This window comes from Vreelandella sp. 21 (genome assembly GCF_050995515.1).
In the GTDB taxonomy this organism is placed as follows: Bacteria; Pseudomonadota; Gammaproteobacteria; order Pseudomonadales; family Halomonadaceae; genus Vreelandella; species Vreelandella alkaliphila.
In genome coordinates this window covers 945,812-965,193 of record NZ_CP194673.1, presented here as the reverse complement: position 1 = coordinate 965,193, position 19,382 = coordinate 945,812, and the positions used below count along the sequence as shown (strand labels likewise).

General features: G+C 54.6%; 19 protein-coding genes. 10 read left to right on the top strand and 9 right to left on the bottom strand.

Going from position 1 to position 19,382, the window contains the following annotated elements; all coding sequences use genetic code 11:
- Positions 1-53 precede the first annotated feature (53 nt).
- Genes deoC through cdd form a run of 5 tightly spaced genes read left to right on the top strand, consistent with a single transcriptional unit; the run spans position 54 to position 4,680 of the window.
- On the top strand, positions 54-872 hold the full coding sequence (gene deoC, locus ACN06F_RS04430) for a deoxyribose-phosphate aldolase (protein WP_193084775.1): 819 nt from the start codon (positions 54-56) through the stop codon (positions 870-872).
- Positions 873-2,225 carry a thymidine phosphorylase gene (deoA, locus tag ACN06F_RS04425; protein ID WP_433924740.1) on the top strand — a complete coding sequence of 451 codons (1,353 nt, stop codon included), beginning with the start codon at positions 873-875 and terminating at the stop codon, positions 2,223-2,225.
- The gene (locus ACN06F_RS04420; RefSeq protein ID WP_433924739.1) at positions 2,225-3,469 is read left to right on the top strand and encodes a phosphopentomutase; all 1,245 of its coding nucleotides are present in this window, start codon (positions 2,225-2,227) and stop codon (positions 3,467-3,469) included. The genes deoA and ACN06F_RS04420 overlap by 1 nt, the downstream gene beginning before the upstream one ends.
- Before the next feature lie 54 nt (positions 3,470-3,523).
- Positions 3,524-4,249 carry a purine-nucleoside phosphorylase gene (deoD, locus tag ACN06F_RS04415; RefSeq protein WP_083001709.1) on the top strand — a complete coding sequence of 242 codons (726 nt, stop codon included), beginning with the start codon at positions 3,524-3,526 and terminating at the stop codon, positions 4,247-4,249.
- A 23-nt stretch (positions 4,250-4,272) separates the two neighbouring features.
- Positions 4,273-4,680 (top strand): cytidine deaminase, encoded by a 408-nt coding sequence (gene cdd, locus ACN06F_RS04410; RefSeq protein WP_089038876.1) that lies wholly within the window; start codon positions 4,273-4,275, stop codon positions 4,678-4,680.
- Between the two features lie 4 nt (positions 4,681-4,684).
- Here cdd and ACN06F_RS04405 read toward each other — a convergent pair whose 3' ends face one another.
- The 6 genes from ACN06F_RS04405 to ACN06F_RS04380 all read right to left on the bottom strand — a co-directional run bounded on the left by ACN06F_RS04405 (position 4,685) and on the right by ACN06F_RS04380 (position 11,342).
- Positions 4,685-5,677, bottom strand: coding sequence for a LacI family DNA-binding transcriptional regulator (locus ACN06F_RS04405; RefSeq protein WP_433924738.1), 993 nt, complete (start codon positions 5,675-5,677; stop codon positions 4,685-4,687).
- A 76-nt stretch (positions 5,678-5,753) separates the two neighbouring features.
- Positions 5,754-7,016 (bottom strand): ABC transporter substrate-binding protein, encoded by a 1,263-nt coding sequence (locus ACN06F_RS04400; RefSeq protein ID WP_433924737.1) that lies wholly within the window; start codon positions 7,014-7,016, stop codon positions 5,754-5,756.
- 60 nt (positions 7,017-7,076) lie between these two features.
- Positions 7,077-8,126 carry a Gfo/Idh/MocA family protein gene (locus ACN06F_RS04395; protein WP_433924736.1) on the bottom strand — a complete coding sequence of 350 codons (1,050 nt, stop codon included), beginning with the start codon at positions 8,124-8,126 and terminating at the stop codon, positions 7,077-7,079.
- A complete protein-coding gene (locus ACN06F_RS04390) occupies positions 8,123-8,902 on the bottom strand; it encodes a ThuA domain-containing protein (protein ID WP_433924735.1) in 780 nt (259 codons plus the stop codon). The genes ACN06F_RS04395 and ACN06F_RS04390 overlap by 4 nt, the downstream gene beginning before the upstream one ends.
- Positions 8,903-9,097: 195 nt before the next feature.
- Entirely contained in the window at positions 9,098-9,787 is a 690-nt protein-coding gene (locus ACN06F_RS04385) for a CBS domain-containing protein (RefSeq protein WP_193068160.1), read from the bottom strand.
- 124 nt (positions 9,788-9,911) lie between these two features.
- A complete protein-coding gene (locus tag ACN06F_RS04380) occupies positions 9,912-11,342 on the bottom strand; it encodes a hypothetical protein (protein WP_253920095.1) in 1,431 nt (476 codons plus the stop codon).
- Between the two features lie 112 nt (positions 11,343-11,454).
- Here ACN06F_RS04380 and ACN06F_RS04375 point away from each other — a divergent pair, with 112 nt between their 5' ends.
- Together ACN06F_RS04375 and ACN06F_RS04370 are read left to right on the top strand one after the other, a co-directional pair.
- A complete protein-coding gene (locus ACN06F_RS04375) occupies positions 11,455-12,474 on the top strand; it encodes a J domain-containing protein (protein WP_433924734.1) in 1,020 nt (339 codons plus the stop codon).
- 65 nt (positions 12,475-12,539) lie between these two features.
- Positions 12,540-12,971, top strand: a complete 432-nt coding sequence (locus ACN06F_RS04370) for a hypothetical protein (protein WP_433924733.1) — start codon at positions 12,540-12,542, stop codon at positions 12,969-12,971.
- On the opposite strand, the gene ACN06F_RS04365 is transcribed toward ACN06F_RS04370, so the two are convergent.
- A complete protein-coding gene (locus ACN06F_RS04365) occupies positions 12,888-15,383 on the bottom strand; it encodes a mechanosensitive ion channel domain-containing protein (protein ID WP_433924732.1) in 2,496 nt (831 codons plus the stop codon). The genes ACN06F_RS04370 and ACN06F_RS04365 overlap by 84 nt on opposite strands.
- 128 nt (positions 15,384-15,511) lie before the next feature.
- Here ACN06F_RS04365 and ACN06F_RS04360 point away from each other — a divergent pair, with 128 nt between their 5' ends.
- Together ACN06F_RS04360 and ACN06F_RS04355 are read left to right on the top strand one after the other, a co-directional pair.
- Entirely contained in the window at positions 15,512-16,519 is a 1,008-nt protein-coding gene (locus ACN06F_RS04360; RefSeq protein ID WP_095602522.1) for an amidoligase family protein, read from the top strand.
- Positions 16,520-16,548: 29 nt separating this feature from the next.
- The gene (locus tag ACN06F_RS04355; RefSeq protein WP_095602523.1) at positions 16,549-17,220 is read left to right on the top strand and encodes a gamma-glutamyl-gamma-aminobutyrate hydrolase family protein; all 672 of its coding nucleotides are present in this window, start codon (positions 16,549-16,551) and stop codon (positions 17,218-17,220) included.
- A gap of 21 nt (positions 17,221-17,241) precedes the next feature.
- On the opposite strand, the gene tpx is transcribed toward ACN06F_RS04355, so the two are convergent.
- Positions 17,242-17,745 carry a thiol peroxidase gene (gene tpx, locus ACN06F_RS04350; protein WP_231657347.1) on the bottom strand — a complete coding sequence of 168 codons (504 nt, stop codon included), beginning with the start codon at positions 17,743-17,745 and terminating at the stop codon, positions 17,242-17,244.
- A 136-nt stretch (positions 17,746-17,881) separates the two neighbouring features.
- Between tpx and ACN06F_RS04345 the strand changes: the two genes are divergently transcribed.
- The gene (locus ACN06F_RS04345; RefSeq protein WP_038482067.1) at positions 17,882-18,598 is read left to right on the top strand and encodes a glutamine amidotransferase; all 717 of its coding nucleotides are present in this window, start codon (positions 17,882-17,884) and stop codon (positions 18,596-18,598) included.
- Here ACN06F_RS04345 and nfi read toward each other — a convergent pair.
- Positions 18,591-19,283: a deoxyribonuclease V gene (gene nfi / locus ACN06F_RS04340; protein ID WP_095602525.1), complete on the bottom strand. Its 693-nt coding sequence runs from the start codon at positions 19,281-19,283 to the stop codon at positions 18,591-18,593. The two genes, ACN06F_RS04345 and nfi, sit on opposite strands and share 8 nt — an antisense overlap.
- Positions 19,284-19,382: the final 99 nt, after the last annotated feature.

The window sequence follows — 19,382 nt, the reverse complement described above, 5'->3', positions numbered from 1 at the left end:
CTGCTGTTTTCACGCAGGGCCCGTTTTGTCTTTTATTAATTTGCGAGAATTCCATGACTGCGACTGCCTCCTCTCAGCACACTCAAGCCCAACTTACCCAAGCTGCCCGTCAAGCACTCACCCTCATGGATCTAACGAGCCTGAACGACAGCGACACCGATAGCACGATTGAAGCGCTCTGCCAGCAACTTAAAACACCCTTTGGCAACCCAGCAGCGGTATGCGTTTATCCGCAATTTGTAGTTACCGCGCAGCGTGCACTAACCGCTCACAAGCTCAATGACCACGTTAAAATTGCCACGGTTACCAACTTCCCAGATGGTGGTGACGACATCATGGGTGCCGCCCGTGAAACCCGCGACGCTGTCGCTTCCGGTGCCGATGAAGTCGATGTGGTCTTCCCCTACCGCGCATTGATGGCAGGCGATGAAGCAATCGGCCTAGAGCTGGTCGAAATGTGTAAAGCCGCCTGCGCCGGTCAAGCACGCTTAAAAGTCATCATTGAATCGGGCGAACTCAAAGATCCCGCGCTTATCAAGCGTGCCAGTGAACTGGCCATTGAAGGCGGCGCTGACTTTATTAAAACATCGACAGGCAAGGTCGAAACAAACGCCACCCTGGAAGCCGCTGAGATCATGCTTAACGCGATTAAAGCCAGCGGTGAAGATGTCGGGTTTAAAGCCGCCGGTGGCGTGCGCACCACTGAAGAAGCCGCCGAGTATCTAGCACTTGCTACGAACATTATGGGCGCGCAGTGGGTAACGCCTGAGCACTTCCGGTTTGGTGCCTCCAGCCTGCTGGGTAATTTATTGAATACGCTAAGCGGCGCCCCACAAACCGCATCGCTCGCCACTACTAACGGAGGCTACTAAATGTCATCTACCGCTTCTCATCACGCTCTCCTGCCCCAGGAACTGATTCGCCTCAAGCGCGATAGTCAGCCGCTACCCGCGGAAGAGATCAAAGCCTTCGTACAGGGCATTGCCGATGATCGCATCAGCGACGCCCAGATTGGCGCCTTCACCATGGCGGTGTTCTTAAACGGCATGAGCCGTGAAGAAGTCGTCGCCCTGACCACGGCGACCCGCGACTCTGGCCATGTCATGCAGTGGGACTCCCTCAACCTGCCCGGCCCGATTGTCGATAAACACTCTACCGGCGGCGTTGGTGATTTAGTGTCGTTGGTGCTCGGCCCCTGGGTCGCCGCTTGCGGCGCCTTTGTGCCGATGATTTCAGGTCGTGGCCTTGGCCACACCGGCGGCACGCTGGACAAGCTGGAATCGATCCCCGGTTACGACCCCTACCCAGCGCCGGAACGCTTTAGCAGTGTGGTGAAATCCACCGGTGTAGCGATTATCGGCCAAACCGGCAATCTGGCCCCCGCCGATAAACGCATTTACGGCGTGCGTGATGTGACCGCCACCGTAGAGTCCATTCCACTGATTACCGCCTCTATTCTGGGTAAAAAACTGGCCTCTGGTTTAGATGCCTTAGTGATGGACGTTAAGGTTGGCAGCGGCGCCTTTATGCCCACGCCGGAAAAATCCCGCGAGCTAGCCAAAAGCATCGCCAATGTGGCAACCCAAGCCGGCACCCCAACCACGGCTCTGCTCACCGACATGAGCCAGCCGTTGGCCCCCTGCGCAGGTAATGCGGTCGAAATCGTCGAGACCCTAGCCCTGCTGCGCGGCGAACGTGCCGACAGCCGCGTAATGCAGGTCACCCGCGAACTGGCGGTGGAAATGCTGATCGCTGGCAAACTGGTCAACAACCGTGAAGAAGCCCTAACTAAGCTGAAAAAAGCGCTCACCTCGGGTGCAGCAGCCGAAGTCTTCGCCCGCATGGTGCGCGAGCTGGGCGGTCCCGCCGACTTTATGGAACGCTCAGATAGCTACTTGGCCACCGCACCGGTCATTCAGCCGGTGTACCCCGAGCAGAGTGGCATCGTACAGCGCATCGACACCCGAGCCGTCGGTATGAGCGTGGTCGAGCTAGGCGGTGGCCGCCTGCGCAACGACGCTAGCGTCGATCACAGCGTCGGTTTTAGCGATATTGTCGAGATTGGCGACCGCGTCGATAGCCAGCGTCCGTTAGCCATCGTTCACGCCCGCAGTGAAGATGCGGCCAAGCGTGCCGCTGCTCAGCTGCGTGCCGCCATGACCCTTAGCGAAGAGCCTGCCGCAGCGGACACACTGCTTCAAGACACCTTCCGAGGAGAAGCCTAATGCGTCGTGCGATTGTATTAGTCCTTGATTCGTTTGGGATCGGTAGCGCCCCCGATGCTGATAAATTCGGCGACCAGGGTGCTGACACTCTGGGCCATATCGCTGCCGCCTGCGCCCGCGGTAACGCCGATACCGCTGAGCGCTCAGGCCCCCTAAAACTGCCCAACATGGCGGCGCTAGGCCTGTTCCACGCCCACCGCGATGCAACGGGAAGCGTCGCCGAAGGCGTTAACTTGCCAGCTCAGCTAACAGGTGCGTACGCCCACGCCAAAGAGATCTCCAGCGGCAAGGACACTCCCTCCGGCCACTGGGAAATTGCTGGCGTACCGGTGCGTTTTGACTGGGGTTATTTTCTTGATAAAACCAACAGCTTCCCCCTTGAACTGCTCGACGCCATCGTGCAAGAAGCCGGCCTCACTGGGGTGATTGGCAACTGCCACGCTTCGGGCACCGAGATCATCGCCCGCCTGGGTGAAGAGCACATAGCCACCGGCAAGCCCATCGTTTATACCTCGGCAGATTCGGTGTTTCAGATTGCCGCCCACGAGGAGCACTTTGGCCTAGAGCGCCTCTACGCGCTGTGCGAAACCGTGCGCGAGCTTCTCGAGCCCTACAACATTGGCCGTGTGATTGCCCGCCCGTTTAACGGCGATGACAGCACCAGTTTTGCCCGCACCGGCAACCGCCGCGACTACAGCGTTGAGCCACCCAGCCCCACCGTATTGCAGAAACTGGCCGATGCAGGTGGCGAAGTGGTCTCGATTGGCAAGATCGCGGATATTTACGCGCATTGCGGCATTACCCATAAGGTCAAAGCCAGCGGCCACGACGCCCTGATGGAAGCCACGCTCGCCGAAGTAGCCCGCACCGCGAAAGAAACCAGCGACCGCCCAACCATGATCATGACCAACTTTGTTGATTTTGATTCGGTTTACGGCCACCGCCGTGACGTGCCGGGCTACGCCGCCGCGCTTGAGCATTTCGATGCCCGTCTGCCGGAACTGCTTGCCGCACTCAACGATGATGACCTGTTGCTGCTCACCGCCGACCACGGTTGCGACCCCAGCTGGGAAGGCACCGAACACACCCGCGAATACGTGCCGGTGATGGTGCATGGCGCAGGGTTTGCCCCCGGCCCACTAGGCGAGCGCGGCACCTTTGCCGATATCGGCCAGACATTAGCCGCCTTCTTCGCCGTTGAAGCGATGGAAGACGGCAAGAGCTTTTTACCTAACGCTGCCTGAACCGCAGCGTTGAGCGAATTAATCTGATTAAAAAACGATCAATAGGAGCGTTTTATGGCAACACCACATATCAATGCTGAAATGGGCGATTTCGCGGATACCGTTCTGATGCCCGGCGACCCGCTGCGCGCCAAGTACATCGCCGATACCTACCTGGAAAATGTTCGCCAGGTCAACGATGTACGCAGCATGTTCGGCTACACCGGCACTTACCAGGGCCGCGAAATTTCGGTCATGGGCCACGGCATGGGCATTCCGTCGGTGTCGATTTATGCCAAAGAGCTGATTACCGACTACGGCGTTAAGTCGATTATTCGTGTGGGTTCCTGCGGCGCAGTACGCGACGACGTCAATGTACGTGACGTGGTTATTGGCATGGGTGCCTGCACAGATTCCAAAGTGAACCGCATGCGCTTTAATGACCATGACTTCTCGGCCATCGCTGACTTTGAGCTAACAAGCCACGCTGTTGCTGCCGCCAAGGCGCAGAATGTGCCGGTAAAAGTCGGCAATATCTTCTCAGCGGATCTGTTCTACAACCCGCAGACCGACATGGCCGAACTGCTCAAGCGCTACGGCATCGTGGGTGTGGAAATGGAAGCGGCAGGCCTTTACGGCGTTGCAGCAGAGTTTGGTGCTCGCGCACTAACCATCTGCACGGTGTCCGACCATATCCTGAAAGGCGAGTCGCTCTCCAGCGCCGACCGTCAGACCACCTTCAACGACATGATGACGATTGCGCTAGACACCGTATTGCGTGACGACGCTGCCAAGGCCTAATAGCCATTGATGAGGATAACGCCATGAGCCAAGCGGATCAGGCACTGGTTGACACGCTGCTGACCACCTTGGGCAACGCTTATGCGCCCTACTCCAACCACCCAGTCGCCGCGGTAATGGAGTGCCCGGATGGCCAGCAGTTTGCAGGCGCTAACGTGGAAGTGGCGCACTACAAAGGGCTGTGTGCGGAAGCCTCGGCGATTTCCGCCATGATCACCGCTGGCCAGCGTGAGCTTGCCAAGGTGTACGTGATGGGACCAGGCGAGCACCTGTGTACACCCTGTGGCGACTGCCGTCAGCGCATTCGTGAATTCGCCACCCCAGAAACGCAAATTATGGTGCTTTCACACCAGGGCGACGTGCTAAAAACCTATACCATGGAAACGCTGCTTCCCGATGCCTTCGGCCCCGAGCAACTGCCGCCGCGTTAAGTGTTCAGGCTGTTTCCCGCATGACGAGCGTCACCGGCAGCGATACATGCCGGGGCGCTTTGCTTGCTAGCGCTTCGCCCAGCAGCTCCACGCTCATTGCCGCAATCGCTGCAATATCTTGACGAATGGTTGTTAACCCAGAGGCAAGCGCTGGCAGGTCATCAAAACCGGTCACTGCGACTTGGCCAGGCACGTCTATTTCTCGGTCTTCCAGCGCAGCGATACACCCTAGCGCCAGCTCGTCGGTGGCGCAGACTAGCGCATCAAACGGCAGCGCTTGCCCAGTTGTGATCTGCGCCAACGCGCGATTTAAATAACGATAACTGGTCAGTGAGTCTGAGCTGAATCGATGTGGCAGGCTAATTAGTTGCTCAGCGAGCCCGGCTTCATCCAGCGCCCGTCGGTAACCCTCTAAACGGCTATGAGGCCCTGGCACTTCCAGCTCACCACCGACAAAAGCAAGCTGCCGACGCCCCTGAGCGATAAGGTGGTGCGTCATTTCATAAAACCCTTGGGCATCATCCGGTGCGACCGAAAAACCTCGCCCTGGGTTGCCAATGCGCACAAAAGGCACGCCAGCGCCTTCTAGCAAGCTGGGGCGCGCATCCTCAGAGGTTTCCCCCAGTAGAATAGCCGCGCCCGCCCGTTCTGGAAGCTCGGCAGTTTGATCGTGGTGGAAAAAGATCGGCACCATGCCCTGCTGGTGTAGAGCGACGGTTAAGTGTTGGTAGAGCAGAATATAGTAAGGACGCAGCTCGATATCCTGGCGCCCCAGGGAAATTCCTACCACTGCAGCCTTGCCACTAATCAGTTGCCTGGCCGCTGCGCTGGGCTGGTACGCCACATCGCGGCTGATGGTAAGAATTTTTTCCCGCAACGCGTCGCTTAGCCCTGGCTTACCATTAAGTGCCCGACTGACCGAAGCAATAGAGACATCGGCCCGCCGGGCTATTTCGCGTATGGTCGCCGTTTGAGCGCTCTGTTTGGTCTGTTTCATGCCATGCCTCAGCAATTCGGCTTATGATTGTGCCAAAAATTGTGCCGAAAATCGCTGAGCATTGCGGTAAATCCAGCTACCAACCACGCCTCCCTATACGGGCAAGCTCGCTATCGAGCTGCTGAATTGCTTGTTCGGGGGAAATATCACCAGATAGGGCGTCATGCACACGGTTGAACACGGCGTTAGACACCCGCGGATACGCTTCTCCAGTAACGCTCGCAGGACGTGGCACACCATTCATAACGGTTTCATAAAGTTCGCCAATAAACGGGTGGGCTTCCAGCACCTCGGCATTTTCATAGAGCATGGGACGCGTCGGATTTCGACCAAACTCAACGGCGTGAGCTTTCTGTTGCTCTTCAGCGGCGAGATAAGCCACTAGGTCAGCGGCGATATCAGGATGCTCTGAGTAGCGTGAAACCGCCCAGTTCCAGCCACCAAGCGTCGCGACAGACTGCCCTTCGGGCCCGCGAGGTAACGGCGCGACGCCAAACTTGCCTTGAATGGGTGTGCCATCGGCCTGCCCCAGCGACCAGGCATAGGGCCAGTTACGCATAAACACGGCGTTACCCGATTGGAACACCCCGCGAGCTTCTTCTTCCATATAGTTGCGCACGCCCTCAGGGCTGATGTCCCCCACCCAAGAGGCTGCTAGCGCGATGGCCTCTACTGCTTGGGGATTATTGATGGTGACTTGCCCATCGGCATCCACAAAAGAGCCGCCATCGTGGCTGGCTATCCACTCCAATGCATTGGTGGTCAGCCCTTCATAGGCCCGTCCCTGGAACACAAACCCATGCATGCGTGCATTACCTGCGTCGCGTTCAGACTGCTGGATATGCCGCGCAGTGTCAGTCAATGCCTGCCAAGTTGCTGGTACGTCGGCATCGTATTTGTCCAGCAAGTCCTGGCGGTAATAGAGCAACCCTGCATCCGTAAACCACGGCAATGCCACCAGCTTGCCCTGCACGGTATTGTTATCCATCAGCGAGGGAATAAAGCCGTCCGCCGCACCTTCCGGCAGGTAGTCGTTTAGGTCAACCAAATGGTCGGCAAGTAGCCCTGGCCACACAATATCCACCATCAGCACATCCACATCTTGCGATTGGCTGCCTAATAGTTGCTGATAAAGCGACAACTTCTCAGTAGGTGATGCCGGGGTGGTGACGATATTCACTTGGTGACCATTAGCATCGGCCCACCGTTCTGCCAGGGTTGGGCAAAAATCTGCCGCCCCACCATCGCCACAGGCAATGGTAATTTCAGCCGCCATGGCAGGCAGCGTTGTGGGCAGCAGGGCAAACAGTACCGCTGACGAGCGCAGGTAGTGACGCATAGCATTCACCTCTATTGTTATTGGTAGTTAGGGAGCTAGTTAAAGGGTCGAGCCATCCACCTAGCTGGCAATCGCTAGGCTGCGGTCTTCCTGGCTTGATACGAAACAGGCATCGAGCACGGTTTGAATCGCCGCGCCGCGCGCAAAATCCGGTTGATCGTTATTCCCACTGCGAATGCTCTCGACGAAGCGTTGGTAAATACTCGGCGTGGGCGGTGCTTTCACAGTGCTCCAGTGGGCAGGATGTACGTCATCATCGAGACATACCTGCACGTCATCTTTTGAGGCGTCCAGGTCTATACGGAGCGCGCCTTTATCGCCGTGCACACTCAGCGCCAGCGAGTTGTGATGCCCTGTTGCCCAGCGAGTGGCCTGAATAGTGCCCCTCGCACCATTGGCAAATGTCACCCTCATCAGCGCGGTATCATTGGCATCCAGCACATACTCACCAATGCGGTTGTCTGGGGCTTTTTCAAAGCAGGTTAACTCGCAGTTAACGCGGGTAATGTCGCCAACGGGGAAGCTGGCAAAGTCGACAATATGTACACCAACATCGCCTAATACGCCTTTGCTGCCGTGGGCTTCAGAAAGCCGCCATAGCCACTGGCTATCTTCATTCCAGCGCCCCCAGGCGTTACTCACTAGCCAGCTTTGCCGGTAACTGGCATCGACATGACGAACTTGACCAATCGCCCCTCCCGCAACGAGTGCACGCGCGTGCTGAATCGCTGGGGCATCGCGGTAGCTTAGATTGACCATGTTGATCACGTTAGCGGCCTGAGCAGCGGCCGCCATTTCATGGGCATCTTGTGCATTTGTCGCCAGCGGTTTTTCACACAGGATATGCTTACCTGCGGCAATAGCGGCCAGCGACGTGGCTTTGTGAACACCATCAGGGGTGACGTTACTTACCGCGTGGATATCATCACGAGCCAGCATGGCTTCCAGGTCTTGATACACGTCGGCAATGCCATGATGCTCGGCAAACGCCTGGGCTTTGGCAAGGTCTCGGTCGCACACAGCAACCACTTCGATGCCTTCAAGACGGCCAAAATGCTTGGCGTGCTCGCCAGCCATGCTGCCTGCACCAATTATCGCTAAACGGATCATTTAAAGCCCTCCTCGCCGGGTTTATGCAGGCTTTCGCCTTTAATCTCGACCGGATTAGGCGCTTGGTCAGCGGGCACATTAGGGCAACTGTCGATCCATCGCGAGCCTTCCGGGCGTGCCCATTTCACGGCGTTTTTCAACACGGTTTTCACCTGGGCATCGTAATAAATCGGATAGGTTTCATGGCCAGGGCGGAAGTAGAAAATCTTGCCGTTGCCACGTTTGTAGGTCAGGCCGGAGCGGAACACCTCTCCCCCCTCAAAGGCACTGATAAAGATCACTTCATCGGGGTTGGGCACCGCAAACGGTTCGCCGTACATTTCGGTATGGGGCAGCTCAATGTAGTCCCCCAGGCCCTGAACAATCGGGTGACCTGGGTTCACTACCCATAGCCGTTCCCGCTCGCCCGCTTCACGCCACTTGAGTGAACACGTAGTTCCCATTAAGCGCTTAAAAATTTTCGAGTAGTGCCCCGAGTGCAGCACAATCAAACCCATGCCCTGGAGTACGCGTTTTTGAACGCGATCAACCGTCTCCTCCAACACATCGCCATGGGCGGCGTGGCCCCACCATAGCAGTACATCGGTGCTTTCAAGCGTTGCTTCGCTCAAGCCCTGCTCTGGATCTTGTAATGTGACAGCAGTGGCATTGATACCTTCTGCTTCGTTTAAACCTTCGGCGATGCACTGGTGCATACCCTTAGGGTAAATACGCGCCACGATGTCATTGGTCTGCTCGTGGACGTTCTCCCCCCATACGGTCACGTTAATGCTCATAAGATTCTCCTTGCGAAATAAAACATCTTCAAAAATGACGCACAATGCTTAAAGTAAACGTTTACTCAAAAAGAGTAAACGTTTACTTAAATGCAACTTTAGTCGCTTTTTGCTCGTAAAAAGAGTGCGTATTAGCGCCCACAAAAAAGCCCGCTGCATAAAGCAACGGGCTGTTTAGCTAAGAAACACAACGTGTTAGAAGTAGCCCGTCCCGCGGGGCATCATGCCAAGATGATTTTCAACACGCTTGACGCCCTGGGTATTTTCAGCTGCTACGGTCACTGCCTGCTTCTGTTCTACAGACTCTACTAGCCCCCAAATCTCTACGTTTCCACCATCAACAATCACACTAAAGCTTTCGGTTCGCACACCGGTGTTATTGTCGATCTCTTTGAGAATGGCTTCTCGGATAGAACGATCATCCTCCGGCGACTGAGTGGGCGCTACAACCGCGTTAGCAATCCCTTGAAGTAAGTTTGCGCGACTGACAATACCGACGAGCTTACCGTCTCGCACCACTGGCACCCGCTTGATGTGATGCTTTTCCAGCAAACGAGCAATGCTATGCAGCGGTGCATTTTCTTCGACAGTTAGTGGTTTGGAGGTCATTACCTCATGCGCCTTACGTCCATGGGATTTAATATATGTCCCCGCGTCTTTACCGCCACTGAAGAGCGAGAGCCACCAAGAGCGGTTATCGTCCGCTTCATCTTTCACTCGACGCATCAAATCGCCTTCACTCACGATACCCAACACTCTACGCTCATCATCGACGACCGGCACGGCACTGATGCGGTTTTCGAGTAGCAACTGCGCTATATCGCGCACGTTTGCGTCGGGCCCTACACACACCACGTTGGGTGTCATAATGTCGATAGCTTGCACAGTATCCTCCAGGCGACAGGGTCGCAGTCGCAAATTATATTGCTCACCTTTTGAGACTAGTGTGCTACTGGTGATTTCGCTATGCAGGCCCAGCCTCAGTGCCAGTCTATTGATCCAACGCAGTTTATTTGCTGGTTTTCTCTACACTTTCCTCAGCGACTTTCTCGACATCGACAATGCCAGAACGGCTCACAACCACTTTCCAGCGAGCTAGGTAGGTTGTGTCCTCACTACCCGTCTCACGAATGACCAAGTTAAACAGGTGACGTCTCTCGACACTTTCTCTAACGGCCTGACCTTCCTTCAGACGGTAAATGAAGTGCTTCTCTTTGCTCATTAAGCGCGTCAGCATGGAAAGATCGATATGCAGCGTTTCACGGGTATGCTCATAACCGCTTAAAAAGCGGGTGGGCGACATACGCGAGCTGGAACGATAATGAAGTACTTCTTCTTCACGCTGAGCGACCGTGCGACGGCGCATTTGCTGAATATCAGCATCTAGTGCGGCATAGCGCTTATAGTCGAACCACTCTAACTGCCGGCCCACCGATTGATTGCGCGTGGGGTCGATATATTGCCGTCGCCACTTTGGCCTTCCACGCCGCAGCCAGCGCCATAGCGTGTTACGCAGGTCGTCTTTAAACACTTCCCGCATCGCATAAAGCAGCGCCAACGCCAATACAAACAGCGCAGTGACATCGCCCAGCACACTTCGCAAGTGGAGCACACCAAGCGATACAAAGGTCATTACCACTGCCGTCGCCAACGCTTTTACTGCCTTCTGCTCGCCGCTCCCAAGCTCTAGAGCACGCTGTTTGAGCGTAATGGGATGCTCAATAAGCCGCCTTAGCAAGCGCATTTTATTCGACATCCGAGTAGGGTCTTCCATCACCCGTTCAGCGTTATACTCTTGCTCTTTTCGATAGTCGCTCTCACGCTGGCAGACGATGATAAAGCGACGCTTTATCTCACTAAACTCGCCGCCACGAGGCATATGCGCTACCAATGCCAACAGTTGCTGCTCGGTAAACCAGGAAAGGTAATTATCGATGTTGGCAAAGTATTTATAGAGCCGCTCGTCGGTGGGTGAATTGCGCCGTAAGCGTTTTAGAATGCCTTCGCTCAAATCGCTCATTTCATACAGTTGATCCCGGAGTCCATCGGCAAGCTCTTGAAGCTCGCCGCTCTCCTGGCGCTGATCGCTAGTTGCATGGCGTAGTTTTCGGGCGCTGACCAACATTGCCTGGGTCGTTCGTTCTAACGCCCCAACGTATTGGTAAGCGTACAAACTTAAACTCAACCGATAGGAATCACTGCCTAACTGATTACGGCTCGCTAAACGGCTATGGACCAGCGGTAAATGGTACTCGTCACTGTAGTAAGTGCGTGAAACGCTGATCGCGCCGTGATAAAACGCCTCTTCTGAAATGACATGAGTGCTAAGCCCAAGCTCTTTGGGCACAAATAGGTAAACATCGAGCGTGTGCGACGTTTCTTCCTTGAGCCGCCGAGTGAGCCTCAGCTGGAAGCTATTTTTACGCTCAACATTGATCACCTAACGAATCTCCTACTTCATTGCGTAACGCGATGATATACCATGGCCAATCATTATCAGGATGGCCGTTAAAGCACTTCTGCGGTTAACCTCTTTGCCTTGGAGCCAGGGAATGTCCATTGCCCGTTTTTCACCCTTTGAGCTGTTGCTGCTAAAGAGCCGCAGCCAAGTGGATACGGCAACACTACTACTGTTAGCTTGGGTGCTTGTACATCGCCAGCAGGTGTCTGAAGGCCAGCGGCGACGCCGCCTGGCTCAAGTCACCGCGCAATTTCGTCACGGGCACGAACTTGGGCCGGTGATGAGCATTGCCCATAGCCAAGACCTTCAAGCCATTCAGTTAGCGGCCGAGGTTGTGCGCAAAGAGTGCTCCAACGAGCGCAGTCTCAGCATACTTTACCAAGCGATCACTGTAGCCACCGACGATGGCGAGCTATCTCTGAATAACCATTACATTCTGGGCTTTCTCGCTGATTTGCTAAATATCACACCTGCCACATTCAGCACTCTCTTTCATGAGTTAACGGGCAAACCACTGCAATCAGCAGAGGACCCCAGTCGAGATGCTTACTGGCAGGTGCACGATCCAGAATATCACGCGCGCAAGGCACGTGATGCACACGCGGCTGAGCAGAAAGCAAAAGAGGCCGAAGAGCGCCAGCGTGCTAATAAAGAACAACAGCAACAAAAGCAACAAAAGCAACAAAAGCAACAAAAGCAACAAAAGCAGCAGAATAAACAACGCCAACAGGAAGAAGCACACCGTGAGAAGGCAAAACAGGAGCAGGCCAAGCGGGAACAGAACAAACAACAAGAGCGCCGCAAACGACAAGAACAGACCCAACAGCAAGAGCGTCAGCGCTGGCAACAAGAGCAGAAGCGTCAGGAAGAAGCCCGTCGCCAACAGCGGGAGCGCCCCTCTTCACCACCTGATCGCAACACACGGGCGCTGGCAGTATTAGGACTAACACCAGGGGCTAATCGTGCCGATATCCGCCGTGCCTATCGCCGCATGGCGCAGCTACACCACCCTGACCGTTTCTATTCGGGTAGTGAACATCAAATAGCGCTGGCATCAACGCGTTTTCAGCGCATCAAAAGTGCCTACGATTATTTGATGCAAAATACCTGATCAGCCTACTGTTAACGATTAAGGGCTAAGCGCCCAAACCGACAGTGAGTATCAACTCGAACATTATGCGCGATTTGTATCAACGACTGACACTGACACCCGACGCGAGTGATCACGAAATCAAAAGCGCGGTGGCACGCTGCCCAAACAGTGCATTGCGCCAAGACGCTGAAACCGTGCTGGGCGCTGCAGAGCACCGTGACGCTTATAACAAGCTCCACAAAACGGTCAGTGACATAGGCCAATTGCGGGCAAGGCTGGGACTAACACACGGCGCTCATTGGCAGGGAGATGTGGCCAATGACTTTTCCCTGCCACCCGATAATGCTATTTCGCGCCATGACGAGTTAATTGATCGCGTTAGCCTAGCGGTATCACTTTATAACCGCTGGAGGTGCTTCAAAGGCCCGTGGTTACTTGTCGCCCTGTTCACCATTGGTGCTGGCATGGGTCTCGCCTTTGGGCTCACCCTGGGCTTGGGGCTTGGCATGGGATGATGCCCCTGCCCGCTCGCGGTCATCTTGGCGCGTTTCAGCCTTTGTTGGGCGCGGAGCAGGTTTTGGCGGCGTAGGCCGCTTCCGCGAGCTACCGTCGTCATCGCTGGCCTTATCCCCTCGGGCATTGTCACTCGGCTCGTCTAGCGTGAAATCCGTGCCAGCACTCTCTTTTCTCGTGCTCTCTTTTCTCGTGCTCTCGTCGGGCATACGATCTTGCCTGCTATCTTCTGAGCGCGCTTCCATGCTGACGCTGAGACGCGGTACGCCCAGGTCGATTTCCTGAGTTTCCATGCGTTGCTTCAATAGCAGGTTAAAGGCACGCGATACGTCCCATTGCATTTCTGGTGCTGTGCGAAAACGCATGCGCAAAATAGGGCAACCATCTTCAAAGCCCTGTACACCCTGCATTTCTAAAGGTGACCAAATATAGTGACGCATCATAGGGTCTTTGCGTAACTCTTGTGCTGTCTCTTGCATCAGCGTAATTGCATCATCGATTTTCATCGCATAAGGGATACGAATCCGCATTAGCGCAATACCGAATTGGCGCGACATGTTATGAATCGACTCAATACGGCTAAAGGTAATGATATGGACAACCCCATCTAAATCACGCAGCTTCACAGTACGTAGCGTTAAGCCCTCAACAGTCCCCATATGGCCATTAATCTGAACAAAATCATCCACCGCCAGGGAGTCTTCAATTAGAATAAAAATCCCAGTGATTAAATCTTGCACCAACGTTTGGGCACCAAAACTAATCGCCAGACCGATGACACCCGCACCCGCGAGTAGTGGTGTGACGTTAACGCCAAGATTTGCTAGCCCGGCAATCACCGCAATAATCAAAATCGTCACAAAAATAACATTGCGAATCATCGGCGTAATGGTTTGCGCCCGGGCTTGATTCACTCGCCTACCGCGAGAACGCGCGGGTGACGTTAGCGCCCGCTGAATAGCCGTATCAGCAAAGATCCATACCAGCCAAGCCAGCAGAATAGTTGACCCCAGACTTACCAATGCTTGACCAATGCGGGCACTGGCTACCGCTTGCTGACCAAGGCCAAACAGCGAACCACCCCAAACCTGCATAAACAGTTCAGCGAACACCATCCAGGCGCACAGGTGGGCAAGTACAAAGCCGAAGCGTTCTAAACGCTTACGATATTGGCTGTAACGACGGCGATGACGGCGTTTACTCAAGCGCTCTGACTGACGTCTCAACAAGCCCGTCACCACTAACGTCAACACTAATAAGCTTGCCGAGATAATCGAGCGCGCAAGCGCTGTACCCACATCGCCCACGGTGATAAAGATCGCCAATAATGAGCCACCCACCATCAGCAGCGCAGGAATATGCCAGAGGCCGCCCAGCGCACGGACCATCTCAACGGCGGCACTGGCATCACGGCGCTGCTTGTAAGGGCGGTTACAGATCAAATGGCGAACAGGTCGTTTAAACTTAAAGATAAAGCGCGCCGACAGCAGCGCAGCCAACATATTTGCAAGCACAGACACTAAGCTGGAAAGCTCACTACCCAGCAGCTCAACCAAGCGGGTGGAGTTCACCGCATCGCCCAAAGCGATTAATGCGCCAATGACAAACAGACCACGCAAGGCTTTTTGTTGCAGCACCTGTACCGCTGTAAAACGATGGCCGCGGCTGAAAAACGCAATGACCGTTTCAATCACCACCGACAACGCGCGACCACACACACAAACGTAAGCCACAACCAACACAACCGCTCGGCCTGGGCTGTAAGGTAATATCTGCCCAATCCCTAGCGTAATCGCGAATGACAGTGCCCAAGGCAGCATGCGACGTAAAAAGTGGACCGCCAATAACCAGGCTTTCGGGTCTCGAGGCAAATCAAGCGGCCATTTTCGTCGTGTGGCGATCAAACGCCCAAACGCAATCATAACGACCAGCAGCGTCCCCCAAATAACACCAAGGACGGCGCCTTCAGCCACTGCGCGTAACGCCTCCCCCTGGTCAGCACCATCATTTAATGCGCGTAAATCGGCAGCCCCTTGAACCAACTGTCGTGACCATTCATCAACCGGCGAATCGCCAGCCTGAGCCTGCTCGCCAATATTGGTCAGCGTATCGGCTAATGCGCCCAGCAGGCCTTGATCAACGGTTTTGTCCTCTTCGCTAGCCTCGGTGGCAAGCTGCAATTCACGCAGGGAGTCGAGCAGCACTCTACGCTGCTCTTCATTTTCCAGCATTGCGATCACATCGTTAAGCGAGCTTTGGAAGCGTTCACTACTGACACTCTGCTCTTCTGATGCATCACTGCCTCCCCCCAGGCTTGGCAGAGAAACGCTCTGCGCCTGTGCGAAGGTCATCACACCTAGGAGTAGCGTCAAAAAAACGCCTAACACGATATTGATTGTCCAGTGCTGTCGCACGCTTGACTCCCGAAAATGAACCGACATAACACGTCGATTAGTTAGCGTTTACTTAACTTTATACTCTCAGCCTTAATGCGTGACTATGATAGGCTGTTGGCTTAAACGTTCACCTCAAGGATACCGAGATGACGCTGCAAGCTCCTCCTAACCGTACCAATAGTGATGGAAAAACAAGACGTGTCGGTGTGGAAATCGAATTCGCAGGACTTCCACCGCGTGATACCGCTGAGCTGGTACGCGAGCTATTTGGGGGTGAGCTTAACGTGGTAAGTCCCCATCGGCTACTCGTTGAAGCGACTCGATGGGGCGAGTTCGGTATTGAGCTGGATACTCAGTATGCTCATCCCGATAAGACGCTACTGGAAGAACACCATGAAAGCGACAGTGAATGGGCGCGCCAGCAGCGCCATCGGCGACTAGAGTTCCATCAAAAAACCCGTGAACTGATTGGCGACATGGTGACAGGCCTAGTGCCTACTGAAATTGTCTGTCCGCCGATTCCCTGGAATGAGCTAGAGGAACTAGACCAGTTATTTGGTGCCCTGCGTGACAAAGGCGCGAAAGGCACCGATGCCAGTTTACTCTACGGATTTGGCTTGCATCTAAATCCTGAAGTAGAACGGTTTGACGTTGGTTACCTTCTGGCCATGATGCAAGCGTATTTGCTTCTCGCCAGCTGGCTGCGCGATGAGATCAAAGTCGACATTACCCGTGAAGTACTGCCTCACGCCAATCCATTTCATAAAGAGTACGCCCTAAAAGTCCTGGACTCTGGTTATCAGCCTGATTTAGATACGTTTATCAATGACTATCTGCACTACAACCCAACGCGTAATCGAGAGTTAGACCTACTGCCGCTGTTTGCGCACCTGCGTCCTGACCATCCCCATGAGCTGCTTCATAGCCAGCTCACTAAACCACGCCCAACGTTTCATTACCGGCTACCCAATGCGCAGCTTTCTCAGCCCAGTTGGGGGTCAGTTGTGGAGTGGAATCGCTGGGTTGAGGTAGAAAAGCTAGCCGCAAACAGTGACGTGCTGCGTGCTCGCTGCGATGAGTATATTGCTGAACACAGCCAACCGTGGTGGAAACGCTGTAAAGCGAAGCTGCTTGGCCTATTGAAGTCATCCTAAACACACTGCCTTAGTGAGAACGTGCCAGCATGTCTCGACCGCTTATTGGGATTACAACCTCTGATCAAAAAAGCCATCTAGCGTGGTGGTTTGACTGGTTCGCCGTATGGCGACATGGCGGCCAACCGCTTCGCTTGTCCCCTTCACGCCCCTTACCTGCCCACCTTGACGGGCTAATTATTGGTGGCGGCGATGATATTCAAGCACATCTTTACGGCGGCGAAGTACAGCTGGATGTGCGGCTAGACCCAGCCCGCGATGAACTGGAGCTCAATCTACTCGGCCGATTTATTCCGCAAAATACTCCTGTATTGGGAATTTGCCGGGGGGCGCAGCTAATCAACGTCCATTTAGGTGGCACCCTCGACCCTGATATTTACACCACCCATGAAGGTCTGAAACGACGGCGTACTGTGCTACCGCGTAAGACAGTAGATATTGTCGGAGGTAGCAAGCTTTATCAGCTATTAGGCGTCACATGGTGTCGCGTGAATAGCCTGCACCATCAGGCGGTCAATCAAGCAGGTGACGGCATCAATATTGTCGCCCGCGACCGGGACGGGCTAGTACAGGGAATTGAGTCGACAAAACATGATTTTTTAATTGGTGTGCAGTGGCATCCCGAGTGGCTCATTTTCAACCGCCCCCAGCAGCGTTTAATTAGTGCACTGGTGGCGGCAGCGAAGCAAGGTGCAGGCTAGAAACCTGCGTACCGCCTCTGGCTAGCCTTTTAGGGCTGCCAGCGCGGCCTCATAATCAGGCTCATTTTTCAGCTCGCTTACCAGCTCACTGTGCAACACGCGGTTGTCTGGATCGAGCACTACCACGGCACGGGCGCACAATCCTTCCATTGCACTATTAGCCAATGCGACACCCCAAGCTTCTTGGAACTCTCGATGGCGGAAGGTAGACAAGGTTTCAACGTTATCTAACCCTTCTGCGCCGCAAAAGCGCTTGGCTGCAAATGGCAGGTCAGCAGACACGACCAGTACAACGGTATTATCCAATTGCGAGGCCAGTTCATTGAACCGTCGAGTAGACACCGCACAAGTGGGCGTATCCACACTGGGGATAATATTCAGTACTTTGCGCTTGCCCGAATAAGTATCGAGGGTAACATCTTCTAAATTGGCATTGGTGAGCGTCATCAGCGGAGCAGTTTGACCTGGAGCAGGTAGCATCCCTGCCACATCCATGGGCTCGCCAGCACGCGTTATCTGTTGCATATTAGGCTCCTAATATAAAGCTAAAAAGGTGTATGGTGAGGGCTACCACCTTACAGGGCAATGCCCTGATTGGGCTAACCTTTCCTCTCTAACCTTTCTTCGCTAACCTTACCTCTGACAGGACAACGAGAACGCCATGACCTCTTTAGTCATTATCAAAACCGGTGACGCCTTCCCTGAAGTGGTCGACCAATACGGTGATTTCGAGCAACTCTTTATCAATCAGCTTTCGACGGCACTGCCGACACATCTGTCACTCAAGGTTTGGGATGCACGCAAACAAGGTGTTCCTCCTTCACCCACCTCATTCGCCGGCATTATGCTCACGGGTTCCCACAGCATGGTGAGCGAACAGGAGCCGTGGAGCGAGGCGCTAAAACCTTGGCTTGAGCAAGCGTTAGCCGAGAACGTCCCTATGCTTGGCGTGTGCTATGGTCACCAGTTGATGGCGTCAGCATTCGGGGGCATTAGCGATTACCACCCTGCTGGAAGAGAATCAGGAACGCGCAATGTTCGGCTTACCCAAGCAGGCCATCAAGACCCCCTGTTTAGCAAACTGCCCACACACTTCTCGGCTCACCTGACCCACGCCCAGTCCGTCATGCAGTTGCCACCCAACGCCACGGTGTTGGCGCATAACAACCACGATGCTCATCAAGCATTACGTTATGGCCCCCGCCAATGGAGCGTGCAGTTTCACCCAGAGTTCACCCGACCAGTGATGCATGCTTATATAGAGCGCCAGAAAGCCGCATTGCGCGACCAAGGTGAAAATCCTGACGCTCTCATTGACGCGATCACCGACACTCAAGCGGCCTCTAGCCTACTGCGCCATTTCCTACGCTTTACGTAAGCCGCTTTTGGTCGCGTCTTGATGCAAGCCGATCCGCTAATCGCGTGGGTTCTGGTAACTTGGTGCGTCCTAAACAGCGCACCACCCAGTCAAGCGATGTTTCAAGGGATAATCGATGCCCTGGCGACACGAATACCGGTTTCACATTTTCCCGCGAGCGTAGAACGACACCAATAACGTCGTTACCTGATGTTAGAGGCACCCAATCCCCCCGCGTGTTTCCCACCTCTGCATGCTGCCCCGTTAAGCGGGACTTAGCGATGCCGATCGTCGGTAAATTTAGCCACAGCCCCAGGTGGGCAGCGACACCAAGCCGCCGAGGATGTGCAATTCCCTGCCCATCGACCATTACCAGCTCTGGTGTGATCGCAAGTTTTGCGAACGCTTCCAGAGCGGCTGGGATCTCGCGAAAAGAGAGCAGACCAGGAATATAAGGCATCCGCGTTGGCTCACGATGAACCACCTGCTCTACCACAGCCAAATGCTGTGTGCTGTCAGGCTGCCACGCTAAAACGACGACCGCCGCCCGAGTGATATCACCACCCGCTTCAAACCCAATATCGACCCCAGCAATGTGGTGCACAGAGCCGATACGATCAGTGAATTCAAGTCGTTTCGCCAGCTCTGTTTGCAGCGCTACGGCCTCTTTTGGAGCTAAATTCCAGTCATGTAGCGGTGCGTCCATGCAGCCTCCTTTTACTGAACCATCATCATACTAACGTAGCTCAACTTCCCAGCTGCAATTACAGGCAAAAAAAATCCCCTTAAGCCGCAGGGCGTAAGG